The sequence below is a fragment of the Aidingimonas halophila genome, assembly GCF_900106955.1.
In the GTDB taxonomy this organism is placed as follows: domain Bacteria; phylum Pseudomonadota; class Gammaproteobacteria; order Pseudomonadales; family Halomonadaceae; genus Aidingimonas; species Aidingimonas halophila.
In genome coordinates this window covers 208,741-224,813 of the sequence record NZ_FNNI01000003.1, presented here as the reverse complement: position 1 = coordinate 224,813, position 16,073 = coordinate 208,741, and the positions used below count along the sequence as shown (strand labels likewise).

The following is a 16,073-nucleotide window of genomic DNA, read 5'->3' as shown; positions in this document are numbered from 1 at the left end:
CCGGCGGCTGGACGATCGTATGCCACCGTTCTGACGCCTCTACCCGGCCCGATGCGAGGCCATGATGACATCCGTGAATGAGTTTCCCTTTGCCGCTGTCGTTGGCCAGGAGGCACTCAAGACCGCCTTGCTGCTCAACGTCATCAATCCCCGGGTGGGCGGTGTGCTGATCAGCGGTCCCCGGGGGAGCGCCAAATCCACCCTGGCACGGGCGTTGGCGGCAATCCTGCCCGATGACGCCGACGGGCATCGGCCCCCGTTCGTCACGCTGCCGCTGGGGGCCAGTGAAGAGCGCTTGACCGGCAGCCTGGATCTGCAGCGGGTGCTGTCCGAGCGTGAAGCGACGTTTCACGAGGGGTTGCTGGCCAAGGCGGATGGCGGCGTGCTGTATGTCGACGAAGTCAACCTGCTGCCGGATACCCTGGTGGACCTGCTGCTCGATGTAGCGGCAAGTGGCACCAATATCGTCGAGCGCGATGGTATCAGCCATACGCATTCCGCTCGTTTCAGCCTGATCGGTACCATGAACCCGGACGAGGGAGAGCTGCGCCCCCAGCTGATCGATCGCTTTGGCCTCTGTATCGAACAGGAAGCGGTGATGAGCGTCCAGCAGCGGATTGCCATCGTGCAGCAGAGAGAAGCGTTCGATCGCGATCGGCAAGCCTATGTCGAGGAGTATGCGGATGCTCAGGCAGCGCTGACCCGGCGCATTACACAAGCGCAGCGGGCATTGGTCGAGATCGCCACGGAACCCTGGGTCTACGAGCACATTGCGGCTCGCTGTGAACGTGCCGGTGTCGAAGGCCTGCGGGCGGATGTGACGTGGCATCGAGCGGCTCAGGCACATGCCGCCTGGCGGGGCGCGAACACCGTAGCTGAAGTGGACCTGGACACGGTCGAGCCCTGGGTTCTGGCCCATCGACGTAACCATCACCACACGCCCCCCCCGCCGCAATCCGGCATGCCGCCGCCCCCCTCGAAAGGCGAAGACACGGGTAACGACAGGCAGGCGCCAGCCGATGACAATGGCCGTTCAACCGCGTCGGAAGCGCAGGGACAGTGGGGGGCCATGCCGCCGGTGACCCAGAAGAGCCTGAGCGTGCCGGCTGCGGATTGGCCGGAGATAGTCGCGGGACGCCGCACGACATCGACGTCATCGGCACCTGCTTCGCGCCTGCGCAAGGGATACCAACCGGGGCAGCGTCGGACGCATGGTGACACGCAACGGCCGGACTGGTTCGCTACCCTGATCGCCAATCGGGGGCGCTGGCCCTGGCGTCGACTGCATTATCGCAAGGCTCGCACCGGCCAGCCGGTACTGCATGTCGTGCTGCTGGATACCTCCGCCTCCACCTTGGGCCAGCAGTTGTTGGGCCGGGCCAAGGGACTGGTCGAGCGGCTGGCGCGTCAGGCTTACGCCGCTCGCGAGCAAATCGCGGTCCTGGGGTTCGGCAATGACGGTGTCACGCCGATTCTGCCACGGCGCCGTGCTCCCAAGGCGTTGCGCGAGCGGCTCGATGCGGCGGATGGTGGCGGAGGCACGCCGATTCGTGAAGCCGTGTTGCGGACGGCACGCCTGATTCGCCAGTGGCGTCGACAGGATGCCGGTCTGCATGTCCGGACCTATCTCATCACTGACGGTCGCACCCGGCAATCCCTGGCGGGCCTGCCGTCGCTGGGTGACTGTATCGTCGTGGATACCGAACGGTCGGCCGTCAAGCGGGGGCGAGGGGCACTTATCGCTCGGCAACTTGGCGCCCAGTATCGGCCCTTATCCTTGTTGACTCGGAACGAGGGGGTTGCTGATGGGTGATGCCACTTCCCAGGCGAGTGCCGCGTGTCCTGCGGTCTTTATCGCTGCGCCGTCGTCGGGGCAGGGCAAGACCACGGTGACGGCAGCCCTGGCCCGGATGTTGCGTAACCAGGGCAAGGTAGTACGGGTTTTCAAGACCGGTCCGGACTACCTGGATCCCCAGGTTCTGGCCCAGGCGTCGGGCCAGCCGGTGGATCAACTCGATTTGTGGATGGCCGGCGAATCCTACTGCCGTCAGCGCCTGTTTGATGCCGCCCTCGAGGCGGACCTGATCCTGGTGGAAGGCGCCATGGGCCTGTTCGATGGCGAACCGTCCAGCGCCGATCTCGCGGTCTTGTTCGACCTGCCCCTGGTCATCGTCATGGACGTGAAAGGGATGGCCCAGACGGCGGCGGCGCTGGTTGCCGGCCTGGCAGGCTTCCGTGACGATATTCGCATCGCCGGGTTGATCGCCAACGATTGCGGTTCCCAGCGCCACCGGGAACTGATCGACGCGGCACTGCCGGCCACGATTCCGCTGCTGGCGGCCGTGCCCCGGGATGCGGCCCTGGCCCTGCCGGAACGCCACCTGGGGCTGGTTCAGGCCGAGGAGGTTCGTGAGGACCTGGAGGCTCGTTTCGAGGCCGGCGCCGACGCGCTGCTGGCCGAAGGGCTGGCCGAGGCACTCCTGCAATTGCCGCCGGTCATCTTTGATGCGGTGCCCGACAATGACACGATACCGCTCGCGCTTCACGGTCGGACCATCGCCGTGGCGAGGGATGCGGCATTCAGCTTCATCTACCAGGCCAATCTGGATCTGCTGGAACGCATGGGAGCAACCCTGCGCTTCTTCTCGCCGCTGACTGATGACTGTCTGCCCTCATGCGATGCGCTCTGGTTGCCGGGCGGATACCCCGAACTTCACGCCGGGCAGTTGGCAGCGAATGTCTCCATGCGCGATGACATCCGCGGTTTTTTTGCTGCGGACAAGCCTATCCTCGCCGAATGCGGCGGTCTGCTCTATTGTCTGGACACCCTGACGGACTACGACAACCGGACCCACACCATGCTGGGTCTGCTACCCGGGCATGGCGCCATGCGAGGGCGTCGAGGCTGTCAGGGGATGCAGACCGCCGAGCTGCCGGAAGGGGCGGTCCGGGCCCATGCCCATCACCGCTCGATGGCGGAGGGTACACCCGAGCCGATCGCCCACGGGCGGCGTCAGCGCCATCCTGCGCCGGGAGAAGCCATCTATCGCCAGCGACGGTTGACGGCGACCTATCTGCACCTGTTCTTTCCCGACAATCCCGCCACCGTGGCGCATCTGTTTGGGCAGGGAGCAGCGTCGGCACACCAGACTATCGAGACAGAGGAATCCAACGGATGCAACTGAACAAGATCCCCGCCACAGTAGTGACCGGCTTTCTGGGCAGTGGCAAGACTACGCTGCTGGCCGGCATCCTGCGCCAGATTACCGGCAAGCGTATCGCCGTCATCGTCAACGAATTCGGCGAGCAGGATATCGATTCCAGTCTGCTGCGCGGTTGCTCCCTGGGCTGCGAGGACCAACCCGCCGTGGAAGACGACAGTGGTATCTACGAACTGGCAAACGGCTGCATCTGCTGTACGGTGGAAGAGGAATTCCTGCCGGTGATGAAAACACTGGTGGCCCGCCGCGACGATATCGATCACATCCTGATCGAAACCAGCGGCCTGGCGCTGCCCAAACCGCTGGTCCAGGCATTCAACTGGCCGGAGGTACGCCAGCACTGCACCGTTGACGCCATCATCACCGTGGTCGACGGCCCGGCGGTCGCCGCCGGCCGTTACGCCAGCGATGTCGACAGGATCGAGGCGCAACGCCGGGCAGACGAGTCCCTGGACCATGATCCCAGCCTGAGCGAATTGCTCGACGACCAGCTGAGTGCGGCCGACCTGGTGCTGGTCAGCAAGACCGATCTGCTCGACCCGGCCGATCGACAACGGGTGGAAGCATTGGTGGCTGAACGGGTACCGGAATCCGTCAAGACGCTGTTCATCGACCCGACCCTGGCCACGGATGCGGCACGGCTGGAAGCCCTGATGGGCATCGGCGCCGCGAGCGAGGAAGGCATCGACCACATCGAGAACCACCATGATCGCCATCATGCCGAGGGGGCGCATCACGACCACGCGCATGATCATTTCGATTCCTGCGTCATTCGGCTGGGAGAAGTCGATGGCGACGCCATGGCGGAGCGGCTCCAGCAGTTGTTGAAAACCCATGAGATCTATCGGGCCAAGGGCTTTGCAGCCATTCCGGGCAAGCCCATGCGCCGGGTGATCCAGGCCGTGGGGGAGCGCCTGGACGGCTATTTCGATCGGTTATGGGAACAGCACGAGCCGCGCCACACCCAAATCGTCATCATCGGCAGGGCGCTGAACCGTCATGACCTGCATGCGACCCTGGCGAGTGCCGAGATCGCGAAGGCTTCCTGATGCACCTTTTTGCCGCCAAGCCCGGGGGCTTCGTCGATGACGAAGGCATCGTCGACCTCCAGCAGAGCCCCGCCGAGATTGTCATCCTGTCAGCCGCCGACAGCAGCCTGTCGGCACTGGCCCAGGCGGTCGACCGTCTGGGGGACGATGTGCCGACGGTACGGCTCGCCAACTGGATGAATCTGGTCAAGCCCGCTGCCTACGATCTCTACGAGGATCGTGTGCTGGAAAAGGCGCGTCTGGTGGTCGTCTCGCTGATGGGGGGCAATGCCTACTGGCAGTACGGATATGAGCGTCTGCTGGCCTGGGCGGCCGCCGGCCAGGGGCGCCAGTTGATCCTGGTACCGGGCTGTGATGCGCCGGACGACGCTCTGCTGGAGGAGTCCAGCGTCTCTTTCGCGCTGGCTCACCGGGTTTGGCGTTACCTGCGAGAGGGCGGGGTGGACAATGCCGAACAACTGCTGCGTTGCATCGGTACCGAATGTCTCGGGCTTTCTCTGGCGTGGCAGGAACCCAAGGAAATTCCGGCGGCGCGGCTTTACGATCCCCGGACAACGGGGCGAGAGGAAGCCAGTCTGCGTGAATGGAACGCGCATCGGATGCCGGGACGCCCGGTATGCCTGCTGCTGTTCTACCGGAGTCATCTTCAAGGGGCCAATACCGCCGTACTGGATGGCCTGATCGAGGCGTTGCGGGCCCAGGAGCTCGAACCACTGGCGGTCGCGGTGGCGTCGCTTAAGGAGGAGTCCTGCGTTGCTTTCGTGAACCATCTGATCGAGCGGACGGGCGCCATGCTGGTGGTCAATACCACCGGTTTCTCCGTCAATCGCAATCCGGACGAGACGGAAACCCTGGAAGGCGTGCCGTCCGAGGCTTCCTTCATCGGGCGTCCGGTGGTTCTGCAGGCGATTCTGGCAAGTTGCACCGACGAGGATTGGCACACTTCGGCGGGAGGGTTGCATAGCCGCGATGTGGCCATGCAGGTGGTATTGCCGGAGATGGATGGCCGCATCATTACTCGAGCGGTGGGTTTCAAGACGGAGGCGCATTACAGCGAGCGGTGCCAGTTGTCGGTGATCCGCCATGCACTGCATCCGGAGCGTGCCGCCTTCGTTGCCCGACTGGCGCGTCGCTTCTGCGATCTTCGCCAGATCCCGAATCGGGACAAGCGTCTGGCACTGGTACTGGCCAACTATCCCAACCGTGAGGGACGCATCGGTAACGGTGTCGGCCTGGATACGCCAGCCTCGACGGTAGAAATTCTGCGAGCACTGGCGACGGAGGATTACCCGGTGAGCGGTGTACCGGATGACGGGGATGCCCTGATCCGGCTACTGCAGGGCGCTGTCACCAATGATCATCAAGTTCTGGATCAGCGCGCCTGCTGGCAGAGCATCGGGATCGATGACTACCTGGCGTGGTTCCGGACCTTGCCGGAGACGCTGCGAGAGTCGGTATGGACGCGCTGGGGCGCGCCATCGGCAGATCCCAAGTGCCGCGAGGATCGGCTGATGATCGCCGGGATCCGCCTGGGGGAGACCTTCGTCGGCATCCAGCCGGAGCGGGATTTCATCGACGATCCGACCCAGAGCTACCACGACACCGAACTGGTACCGCCTCATAGCTACCTGGCGTTCTATCTGTGGCTGCGTGAATACTACCGGGTGGATGCCGTGATCCATGTCGGCAAGCATGGCAATCTGGAGTGGCTGCCAGGCAAGAGTACGGCGCTTTCCGCCGACTGCTGGCCGGATATTGCCCTGGGGCCGGTGCCACACTTCTATCCGTTCATCGTCAACGATCCGGGCGAGGGGGCTCAGGCCAAGCGCCGCAGCCAGGCCGTGATCATCGATCACCTGATGCCGCCGCTGGCCCGTGCCGAACTTTACGGCGCCATGGCGGAACTGGAAGCCCTGACCGACGAGTATTATCAGGCCCTGGGCATGGATCCGCGGCGCGAGGCGCTGCTACGCGAGCAGATCCTGGAACATCTCCGCCATACCGGTATCGACCAGGAGCTGGCACAGACGGCGGATAACACGGATGATGAGTGCCTGCTCAACGAGCTGGATACCTATCTGTGCGATATCAAGGAGTCCCAGATACGCCATGGCCTGCACGTGCTGGGGACCCTGCCGTCACAGGACAAGCTGGCCGGGACCCTGGTCGCCATCCTGCGGCTGCCGCGGGGCGAGGGGCCGGCCCAGCGTGGTCTGCTGCATGATCTGGCCGACGATCTGGGCCTGCAGAAGGAAGGCAGTCGCTTCGATCCGTTGGCGGCCGGCGCCGAACCCTGGACAGGCCCGAGGCCGCAAGCCCTGGCCGAGCTGGAGGTGTCTCCCTGGCGTACCGATGCCGACACGCGTGAGCGCCTGGAACGACTGGCCCATCGGCTCGTGACCGACTACGTGCTCGAGCCGGGCTGCCTGACCGAACTGGCTCATGATTATCCCGCCACTGCAGCACAGTGTCGCTATGCCCGTGAAGGACTCTGGGCCGACATGCAACGCAGTGCGGAAATGGAGATCCAGTCGCTACTGGATGGACTCGATGGTGTCTTCGTGCCGCCGGGACCGAGCGGTGCCCCCACCCGCGGCCGTCTGGACACCCTGCCGACAGGGCGCAACTTCTTCAGTGTCGATAACCGCTCGATTCCATCACCAGCGGCCTGGTCCCTGGGCGAAAAGTCGGCACAAGCGTTCGTGGAGCGTTACCTGCAGGACAACGGTGACTATCCGCGCCGACTTGGGTTGTCGATCTGGGGTACCGCGACCATGCGTACCGGTGGCGACGACATCGCCCAGGCTTTCGCATTGATGGGAGTACGGCCGGTCTGGTCGCTGGGTTCGCAGCGGGTGATCGATATCGAGGTGATTCCTGCCATGCTGCTGCAACGCCCTCGGGTGGACGTCACGCTGCGGGTATCCGGGTTCTTTCGCGATGCCTTTCCCAACGTCATCCGGCTGTTCGATCGCGCGGTACGTGCGGTGGCCAGTTACGAGGAGCCGGGCGATGGCAACACCATTCGTGCCGCGGTGCAGGCACATCACCGGACCCTCGAAGGGCAGGGGCTTTCCTCGGAGGCAGCCGCCCAGGAGGCCGGTTATCGGGTTTTCGGCAGCAAGCCCGGCGAGTACGGCACCGGATTGAATCGTCTCATCGACAACCGCACCTGGGACGACGCGGACGAACTGGCCGAGACCTTCATCGACACCGGCGCCTACGCTTATGGTCAGTTCCCGGAATCCGGCGTTCCCGCGCGGGCGGCTTTCGAGCAACAGCTCAAGGGCCTGGATGCCGTGATGCAGAACCAGGACAATCATGAGCACGATATCCTCGATTCCAACAGCTACTATGCGTTTCAGGGCGGGATGGCCAATGCCAGCCGTGCCCTCACCGGGCAGTCACCGAACGTCTATCATGCCGATCACGCCAATCCGGCGCAGCCGCGGATCCGTACCCTCAAGGAGGAATTGGCGCGGGTGATCCGTTCCCGGGTACTCAATCCCAAATGGATCGAGGCCATGCGCGAGCATGGCTACAAGGGCGCCTTCGAGATGGCCGCCACGGTGGACTATCTTTTTGCCTATGACGCCACCACCGATCTGGTAGCCGACTACCAGTACGCTCAGGTCAGCGAGACGCTGGTACTGGAAGACGCCAACCAGGCGTTCCTGCGCGAGCATAACCCGGCGGCGCTGGAGGAGATGGCCGAGCGATTACTGGAAGCCGCCCAGCGCGGGATGTGGCAGGAGCCCGGCCAACAGGGCCAGGCCCTGCAGGATTTGCTGCTGCAGATCGACGAGACCAGGGAGGTCGGCTCCCATGGTGGCTGAGTCGCGGATCAAGGGCTGGTGCCCCGGGGCCTGGCGACCCATGGCGACCGGCGATGGCCTGCTGGTGCGCGTCCGGCCTCGCCTGGGGCAGTTTACCCGGGATCAGATGCTGGCACTGTGCGAAGCAGCCGAGACCTTCGGGAGCGGCCTGATCGAGCTCACCAGCCGTGCCAACCTGCAGTTGCGTGGCGTGACGGAAGCGTCCTGGCCGAGGTTGATGTCCTTCCTGGTCGAGCATGATCTGGTCGAATCGGATCCGCAGGTCGAGCGTCGACCCCAACTGCTGCTGGCCCCGGACTGGCGAGCGGGTGATGCCACACATGAGACAGCCTGCCTGCTGCTGGCCCGTCTCGCGGATATGGCGGAACTGCCGGACAAGATGGGCATCGCCATCGATGCCGGTGAGGCGCCGGTGCTGGGCGAGGCATCCGCCGACTTCCGCATCGAGCGGTCGGCATCGGGCGCCTTGCAGCCGCGGGCTTCGGGCGGCCTATTAGTCCGGGCCGATGGGCAGGCGCTGGGGACGCCGGTGGACTCGCCTGCCTCTGCCGTCGAACTACTGTTGCGGCTGGCTCACTGGTTCGTCGCCAGCGGCGGACGGCAGTCCGGGCGGATGCACCGGCACCAGATATCGCTGCCGGCGTGGGCACCGGCCTCGATACCACCGGCCAAGGCCGGTCCTCGGCTGGCTTTGGGTGACCATGCACGGGGCCGGGTGGTTGGCCTGCCGTTCGGGCGGGTGTCGGCCCCGGTGCTGCGTGCCGCTGTAGATTCCGCATCGGTCACTGTCGTGCGCGTCACGCCCTGGCGACGCCTGCTGATCGAAGGGGATGAAATCGGCGGAGTGGCGTTTTCGGGGCTGCTCAATGATGAAGGTGATCCGCGGTTGGACATGCAGGCCTGTCCGGGCGCTCCCCACTGTGAGCAGGCGAGCGTCGAGACGCTGGGCCTGGCCGAGCGGCTCAGTGGACGGGTCGAGGGCTCCGTCCATGTCTCCGGTTGCGCCAAGGGCTGCGCTTGCCGGCAGCCGACCGACCTGTGTCTGACGGGTCGGGATGGACGCTTCGATCTGATCCTCAGTGATCGTGCCGATGGGACGCCGGTCGCGACCGGACTCAACGAATCTGATGTCTTGGCTTATCTGGAGAATGAAGATGCCTCACGTCTATGAAACGGACGGCCCGGCCATCTACCGGGAGTCCTTTGCCATCATTCGGCGCGAGGCCGAGCTGGATCGCTTCGCGCAAGAAGAGGAACCGGTGGCCGTGCGCATGATCCACGCCGCCGGCCTGGTGGATCTTGCGTCATCCATTCATTTCCGCGGTGATGCGGTGAACCGGGCACGCGAGGCGCTGGAGCGGGGCGCGCCGATCCTGTGTGACGCTCGTATGGTGTCGGAGGGCATTACGCGTAAGCGCCTGCCGGCTGATAATGCCACACTCTGTACCCTGCACGATGAACGGGTTCCCGGCCTGGCCCGGGACCTGGACAACACCCGCTCGGCGGCGGCAGTGGAGCTCTGGCGGCCCTATCTGGACGGGGCGGTGGTGGCGATCGGCAATGCGCCGACCGCTCTATTTCACCTGTTGAACATGCTGGAAGCGCCGGATTGCCCACGTCCGGCGGCCATCATCGGCTGTCCGGTCGGTTTCGTCGGGGCCGCCGAATCCAAGGAGGCCCTCTGGTCGAGTACTTCGGTCCCCTGCTGCATCGTGCGCGGGCGACCCGGCGGCAGTGCGATGACGGTGGCCGCCATCAATGCCATGGCGGATCGTAGCGAATGAAACAAGGAACCATTTACGGGGTCGGTCTCGGGCCCGGCAGTCAGGATCTGATGAGCGTCAGGGCGGATCGGTTGATCCGTGGGGCCTCACATGTCGCCTATTTCCGCAAGAAGGGCCGCACCGGCCACGCCCGCAGCATCGTGGAAGGTTTGCTGGCGCTTGATGCCATCGAGTTGCCGATGGAATACCCGGTCACCACCGAGATTCCGTTCAACGACCCGCGGTACAACGAACTGCTGGCGGCCTTTTATGCCAGAAGCGTTGCGCAGCTGACCGAGATTGCCGATGCCGGCCGCGATGTGGTGGTGCTGTGTGAAGGCGATCCGTTCTTCTACGGCTCTTTCATGCATCTCTATACGCGACTGCAGGGACGAGTGCCGGTATCGGTCGTGCCCGGTATCACGGGGATGTCCGCCGCCTGGACCGCCACCGGCCAGCCGGTGACCTGGGGCGATGACATCATGACCGTGCTGATGGGCACGCTGCCTGAGGCGATGCTGGTCGAGCACATCGCGGGGACCGATGCCCTGGTGGTGATGAAGATCGGGCGCCACCTGGACAAGCTGCGACGGGCGCTGGCCCGGGCCGGTCGGGAGCAAGATGCCTGGCTGATCGAATATGCCGCCATGCCGGAAGAGCGGATACGGCCGTTCAATGAGGCTGTCGATAGCGTGCCGTACTTTTCCATTCTCGTGATCCACGGAAATGGGAGACGACCATGAGCGATCGAGGAGGCTGGCTGAAGATCGCCGGGTTGGGGCCTGGGGACGAGGCGCTGATCACCCCGGAGGTGTCAGCCGCGTTGGCGGATGCCACCGATGTGGTGGGCTATGTACCCTATGTCGAACGCGTGGCACCGCGACCGGGGCTGGTGCGTCACGGCTCGGACAATCGTGAGGAGATCCGGCGGGCGGAACAGGCGCTGCGGATGGCTGCCGAGGGTCGCCGGGTCGTGGTGGTCTCATCGGGGGATCCAGGCGTGTTCGCCATGGCGGCGGCCCTTTTCGAGGCACTGGAGGAAGCAGCGCCCGAGTGGTGCGCGCCGGATATCCAGGTATTGCCGGGCATCTCCGCCATGCTGGCGGCCAGTGCGCGGCTGGGTGCGCCCTTGGGGCATGATTTCTGCTGCATCAATCTATCCGACAACCTCAAGCCCTGGGCCCTGATCGAGCGGCGCCTGCAGCTGGCCGCGGAGGCCGACTTTGCCATGGCTTTCTACAATCCCCGCTCCCGAGCGCGGCCGGAAGGGTTCGGTCGCGTCTTGCGGGTATTACGGGATGCCTGCGGGGCAGGACGTCCGATCATGTTCGCACGGGCCGTCTCAACGCCGGAGGAGAGCATTCGGGTCACGACCCTCGGCGATGCCGTGCCGGAGATGGCCGACATGCGGACCCTGGTGATGGTGGGATCCAGCCAGACACGGTGGATCGAGCGCGGTGGAATGCCGTGGGTTTATACGCCGAGGTCGGCGTGATGATCGAGCCAGACCAGGACCTCCTCGACAGAGTGGACTTCCTGACACGGTGGAGGAGACGGACGTTCGATCATCACCACCGGCAGGTCCAATTGTCGAGCCGCGGTGAGCTTGGCGACCGCGCCTGTGCCGCCGGCGTTTTTGCACACCAGCCGCTCGACGCCATGTGCCTGGAGCATGGCCAGGTCGTCTTCCAATGTGAAGGGGCCGCGATCGATGATCACCCGATGATCGGGCAGGGGTGGCGGTGTATTGGGGCGATCGACCAGGCGCAGCAGATAGCGGTGCTGGGGTTGAGCCGCGAAGTCGGCGAGATGCATGCGCCCGATGGCCAGCAAAACCCGCTGCGGCGGTCCTGTCAGAGTGTTCACCGCTGCTGCAACACTGGTGACTCGTGTCCAGCGATCACCGGCCAGTGGCGCCCAGGGAGGACGAGTCAGGGCGATGACATCGATGTCATCGAGGGCGGCAGCCGACACGGCATTGCGGCTCATCTGTTCGGCGAAAGGGTGGGTGGCATCGACCAGGTGGGTGATGCGCTCTTTCGCCAGGAAAGCGGCCAAGCCTTCCACGCCGCCAAAACCACCGACGCGGGTGGGCAGCGGCTGCGGTCTGGGTTTGGCTACCCGGCCGGCATAGCTGAACAGGGCGGGAATCGAGCGTGCGGCCAGCGCACTGGCCAGGGTACTGGCTTCGGTGGTGCCCCCCAGGATCAGGACTTTCATTGGGGCTTCTTGAGCTCCTTTCCCATTCAAGCTGTTGGCAAGATGAGTGCCGGGGACAAGGCGCAGCGAGGGTCTTTTGCCATGGATGACAAAGCTTGGCGCCGGAACGGCCCATCTCCTTTACTGAGACTCGGATGATGGCTGACGTGAACGACGTTCCCTGGCTGACGCTTCTCGGCTGGGGTGAGAGTGGCACAAAGGGGCTGACGCCGGCAAGCCGCGACGCGCTGGAAAACGCCGAGGTGGTATTTGGTGCGCGCCGCCACCTGCGCCTGTTGCCGTCACTGGCTGCCGAAGTGCGGGAATGGCCGGTGCCGTTCGCGGACGGCATTCCCCAACTGCTGGCCGAGCGGGGGCGTCGGGTCGTCATGCTGGTGTCCGGCGATCCGTTCTGGTTCGGGGCGGGCAACACCCTGGCGCGTTACCTGCGTGTCGAAGAATGGCAGGCGCTGCCATCGCCCTCCACCTTCAGCCTGGCGGCATCGCGGCTGGGCTGGCCGCTGGACGACTGCGCTTGCCTGGGCCTGCATGCCAAGCCCCTGACGCGGATCCGGCCATATCTTCAGTGCGGACAGCGCTTGCTGGTGCTGGTAAGGAATGGAGACGCCGTGACCGAACTGGCCGGCTGGCTTGTGCGTTTCGGTTTCGGTGGCTCGCAGCTGCATGTGCTGGAAGCGCTAGGCGGTGACGACGAGCGCATTCGCTGCGTGCGGGCGGATGCCACCTTGCCGGCCGATATCGCCCATCCGGTCGCGGTGGGGCTGGACGTCGCCGGTGACGGGCCGACCCTGCCGCTGACTCCCGGCTTGCCGGACGAATGGTTCGAACATGATGGCCAGATCACCAAGCAGGCCGTGCGCGCCATGACGTTGGCTGCCCTGACCCCGGTGGCGGGGGAGCGGTTATGGGATATCGGCACGGGATCGGGCTCGATTGCCATCGAGTGGTTGCTGGCTCATCCGGCTAACCGGGCAGTGGCTTTCGAGGACGTCACGGAGCGTGCGTCGCGGGCGCGTCACAATGCACGTTTGCTGGGCGTCGATTGGCTGGAGGTCGTGGAGGGGCGTGTCCCCGAGGCGCTGAGCGATCAGCCGTTGCCCGACGCGGTCTTCGTCGGGGGCGGGCTATCGGAAACATTGCTGGAGGCACTGTGGCAGCGTCTGCCGGTCGGTGTGCGCCTGGTGGCCAATGCGGTGACGCTGGAGTCCGAGGCCCTGCTGGCCCATTGGCAGCAGCGGGGCGGCGGCGAGCTGTTGCGCCTCGAGTTGGCCGATGCGGCCCCCATCGGCAGACGACGGGGCTGGAAGGCCAGCTATCCCATCGTACAGTGGCGGGTAATCCGGTGAGAGTGGCCGGCTTCGGTTTCCGACGGGCGGCACGGCTGGAATCGCTGGCCGATGCGCTGGCGCGCTTGGAAACACACTATGGCGTCGTCGATCGACTGGCTGCGACACAAACCATGAGCTCGCTGGTACAGGAGCTGGGTGATAGGCGAGGAATCGCGGTGATTGCCGTGGCTGACGCGGCCCTGGCGTCGGTCACCACCCTGACTTACTCCAGGCACAGCCTCCGGACCAGGGGAACGGGAAGCGTAGCCGAGGCCGTCGCGCTTCTGGCGGCCGGTCCTGACGCGACCTTGTTCGGCCCCCGACTGATTTCCGTGGATCGATTGGCCACCGTGGCGGTGGCGGAAGGAGCTTGATCATGACGATACATTTCATCGGCGCCGGTCCAGGTGCCTCCGACCTTCTGACACTGCGAGGCCGGGACCTCATCGCATCGAGTCCCGTGTGCCTCTACGCCGGGTCGCTGATACCCGAGGCAATGCTCGAACACTGTCCAGCGGACGCCCGGATCATCAATACCGCGCCCCTATCCCTGGAGGCGATCATCGGAGAGATGCGCAACGCCCATGCCGCCGGCCTGGATGTGGCCCGGCTCCATTCCGGGGATCTGTCGGTCTGGTCCGCTACGGGGGAGCAATTACGCCGACTGCGCGAACTGGACATCCCTTATGCCATCACGCCGGGTGTGCCGGCCTTCTCTGCAGTGGCGGCGGCGCTGGGGCAGGAATTGACGTTACCGGGCGTGGCGCAATCGGTCGTGCTGACCCGGACCTCGGGGCGTGCCAGCGCCATGCCGGACGGTGAGACCCTGGCCAACTTTGCGAAGACCGGCGCCACACTGGCGATTCACCTGTCCGTCCACAAGCTTGACCAGGTGGTAGAGGAACTCGTGCCGTTCTACGGTGGCGATTGCCCGGTCGCTATCGTCTGGCGGGCCAGCTGGCCCGATGAGAGAGTGGTTCGAGGGCAGTTGTCGACGGTGGCTTCGCAGATCGACGACAGCCTGAAGCGCACGGCGCTGATCGTGGTGGGCCCGGTGCTGGGCAGCGAGGATTTCCAGGAGAGCTGTCTGTATGCGCTCGGCTACGATCGCCGCTTCCGTCCCCAGTCGGCGGACTCGCCCTTCGCCAGTACGGCAGTCGGCGATGTGGAGGATCAAACATGACCCGGCTCTCGCTGATCGGCATCGGTACGGGCAATCCCGATCACGTCACGCTGGCTGCCGTGCGTGCACTCAATGCCGCGGACCTTGTCCTGCTGCCCCGCAAGGGAGACGCCAAGTCGGATCTGGTCGACCTGCGTCGGCTGCTGTGCCGGGATCTCCTGGAGTCGTCATCGCGGACCCGGATCGTGGAGTTCGATCTCCCTCAACGTGATACTCGTAGCGATTACCTGGACGCGGTGGATGACTGGCACGGGGCCATTGCGCGTGTCTGGGGAGAGCTCATGGCGACCCATCTGCCGGAAGGCGGGCAAGCCGCCATGCTGATCTGGGGGGACCCGTCGCTGTATGACAGCAGCCTGCGTATCGCCGGGCGTCTGAGTGCTGTCGGGCGAGCGGTCGAGGTAGAGGTGGTGCCGGGTATCACCAGCCTGCAGGTGCTCACCGCCGAACACCGTATTCCCCTCAATGCCGTCGCCGAGCCGGTCCAGATTACCACTGGACGGCGTCTGCGCGAGCGCGGCTGGCCCACTGATGCCGCCAGCGTTGCGGTCATGCTCGACAGTGGCGGCGCTTTCGACGCGTTACCCCCTGAAGGGCTCTACATCTGGTGGGGCGCCTACCTGGGCATGGACAAGCAGACTCTGATCGAGGGCTGGCTGGTGGATGCGGCGCCATCGATCATCGAACATCGTGCCGTTCTGCGCGAGCGGCATGGCTGGATCATGGATACCTATTTGCTGGCCCGGACGCCGCTTTACGACAACTGACTTCGCTCGTCGACGTTTCAGACAACGTCTCATTCGTCACGTGAGTACTTCGATTCCAGGAGAGCAAGATGAAGACGATCGATCCCCAGCGCCATGCCGAGCGCATGGCCCACAAGCAGAAGATCATGAACGAGCGCATCGCCCGGGCCGACAAGGAGCAGGGGGTGTTGCTGGTGCTTACCGGCCCCGGCAAGGGCAAGAGCAGCTCCGGTTTCGGCATGCTGGCCCGGGCGCTGGGTCATGGAATGAAAGTGGGTGTCGTGCAATTCATCAAAGGCAAGTTCCAGACAGGCGAAGAAGCCTTTTTCCGGGACCTGCCGAACGTGGAATATCACGTCATGGGCGAAGGCTATACCTGGGATACCCAGGATCGCGACAAGGACCTCAAGGCCGCCGAGACTGCCTGGAGCGAAGCGCGTCGGATGTTAGCCGATGCCAGCTATGATCTGGTACTACTCGATGAACTCAACATCGCCCTGCGGCACGAGTATCTGGATCTCGACCGGGTGCTGGACGACCTGCAGGCGCGTCCGGCCATGCAGCACGCGATTGTCACCGGTCGCCACGCCCCCGAGGCATTGATCGAACTGGCGGATACCGTCACCGAGATGAAAGTGGTCAAGCACGCCTTCAAGGAGCAAGGGATCAAAGCCCAACGAGGAGTGGAACTGTAACCCCTTAATGGCGAAACCGGATTTCCGCATTT

At 64.7% G+C, this 16,073-nt stretch carries 14 protein-coding genes; 13 read left to right on the top strand and 1 reads right to left on the bottom strand.

Going from position 1 to position 16,073, the window contains the following annotated elements; all coding sequences use genetic code 11:
• Positions 1 to 61 precede the first annotated feature (61 nt).
• Genes BLW01_RS06985 through cobJ form a run of 8 tightly spaced genes read left to right on the top strand, consistent with a single transcriptional unit; the run spans position 62 to position 11,364 of the window.
• Positions 62 to 1,813, top strand: coding sequence for an AAA family ATPase (locus BLW01_RS06985; protein ID WP_092568781.1), 1,752 nt, complete (start codon positions 62 to 64; stop codon positions 1,811 to 1,813).
• A complete protein-coding gene (locus tag BLW01_RS06980) occupies positions 1,806 to 3,185 on the top strand; it encodes a cobyrinic acid a,c-diamide synthase CobB (protein WP_092568780.1) in 1,380 nt (459 codons plus the stop codon). The genes BLW01_RS06985 and BLW01_RS06980 overlap by 8 nt, the downstream gene beginning before the upstream one ends.
• Positions 3,176 to 4,270, top strand: coding sequence for a cobalamin biosynthesis protein CobW (cobW, locus tag BLW01_RS06975; RefSeq protein ID WP_092568779.1), 1,095 nt, complete (start codon positions 3,176 to 3,178; stop codon positions 4,268 to 4,270). The genes BLW01_RS06980 and cobW overlap by 10 nt, the downstream gene beginning before the upstream one ends.
• The gene (gene cobN / locus BLW01_RS06970; RefSeq protein WP_092568778.1) at positions 4,270 to 8,106 is read left to right on the top strand and encodes a cobaltochelatase subunit CobN; all 3,837 of its coding nucleotides are present in this window, start codon (positions 4,270 to 4,272) and stop codon (positions 8,104 to 8,106) included. Before cobW ends, cobN begins: the two co-directional genes overlap by 1 nt.
• Positions 8,096 to 9,277 carry a cobalamin biosynthesis protein CobG gene (locus tag BLW01_RS06965; RefSeq protein ID WP_092568777.1) on the top strand — a complete coding sequence of 394 codons (1,182 nt, stop codon included), beginning with the start codon at positions 8,096 to 8,098 and terminating at the stop codon, positions 9,275 to 9,277. Before cobN ends, BLW01_RS06965 begins: the two co-directional genes overlap by 11 nt.
• Entirely contained in the window at positions 9,261 to 9,890 is a 630-nt protein-coding gene (locus tag BLW01_RS06960) for a precorrin-8X methylmutase (protein ID WP_092568776.1), read from the top strand. Before BLW01_RS06965 ends, BLW01_RS06960 begins: the two co-directional genes overlap by 17 nt.
• Positions 9,887 to 10,612: a precorrin-2 C(20)-methyltransferase gene (cobI, locus tag BLW01_RS06955; protein ID WP_092568775.1), complete on the top strand. Its 726-nt coding sequence runs from the start codon at positions 9,887 to 9,889 to the stop codon at positions 10,610 to 10,612. Before BLW01_RS06960 ends, cobI begins: the two co-directional genes overlap by 4 nt.
• Positions 10,609 to 11,364, top strand: coding sequence for a precorrin-3B C(17)-methyltransferase (gene cobJ, locus BLW01_RS06950; protein WP_092568774.1), 756 nt, complete (start codon positions 10,609 to 10,611; stop codon positions 11,362 to 11,364). The genes cobI and cobJ overlap by 4 nt, the downstream gene beginning before the upstream one ends.
• On the opposite strand, the gene BLW01_RS06945 is transcribed toward cobJ, so the two are convergent.
• On the bottom strand, positions 11,343 to 12,089 hold the full coding sequence (locus BLW01_RS06945; RefSeq protein ID WP_092568773.1) for a cobalt-precorrin-6A reductase: 747 nt from the start codon (positions 12,087 to 12,089) through the stop codon (positions 11,343 to 11,345). The genes cobJ and BLW01_RS06945 overlap by 22 nt on opposite strands.
• Positions 12,090 to 12,226: 137 nt before the next feature.
• Here BLW01_RS06945 and cbiE point away from each other — a divergent pair, with 137 nt between their 5' ends.
• The 5 genes from cbiE (at position 12,227) to cobO (ending at position 16,041) form a co-directional block, all read left to right on the top strand.
• Positions 12,227 to 13,435, top strand: coding sequence for a precorrin-6y C5,15-methyltransferase (decarboxylating) subunit CbiE (gene cbiE / locus BLW01_RS06940; protein ID WP_092569020.1), 1,209 nt, complete (start codon positions 12,227 to 12,229; stop codon positions 13,433 to 13,435).
• Positions 13,432 to 13,791 (top strand): cobalamin biosynthesis protein, encoded by a 360-nt coding sequence (locus BLW01_RS06935; protein ID WP_092569021.1) that lies wholly within the window; start codon positions 13,432 to 13,434, stop codon positions 13,789 to 13,791. The genes cbiE and BLW01_RS06935 overlap by 4 nt, the downstream gene beginning before the upstream one ends.
• Before the next feature lie 2 nt (positions 13,792 to 13,793).
• Positions 13,794 to 14,600: a precorrin-4 C(11)-methyltransferase gene (cobM, locus tag BLW01_RS06930; RefSeq protein WP_092568772.1), complete on the top strand. Its 807-nt coding sequence runs from the start codon at positions 13,794 to 13,796 to the stop codon at positions 14,598 to 14,600.
• Entirely contained in the window at positions 14,597 to 15,367 is a 771-nt protein-coding gene (gene cobF, locus BLW01_RS06925) for a precorrin-6A synthase (deacetylating) (protein ID WP_092568771.1), read from the top strand. The genes cobM and cobF overlap by 4 nt, the downstream gene beginning before the upstream one ends.
• A 68-nt stretch (positions 15,368 to 15,435) precedes the next feature.
• The gene (gene cobO / locus BLW01_RS06920) at positions 15,436 to 16,041 is read left to right on the top strand and encodes a cob(I)yrinic acid a,c-diamide adenosyltransferase (protein WP_092568770.1); all 606 of its coding nucleotides are present in this window, start codon (positions 15,436 to 15,438) and stop codon (positions 16,039 to 16,041) included.
• The last annotated feature ends 32 nt before the right edge of the window (positions 16,042 to 16,073 follow it).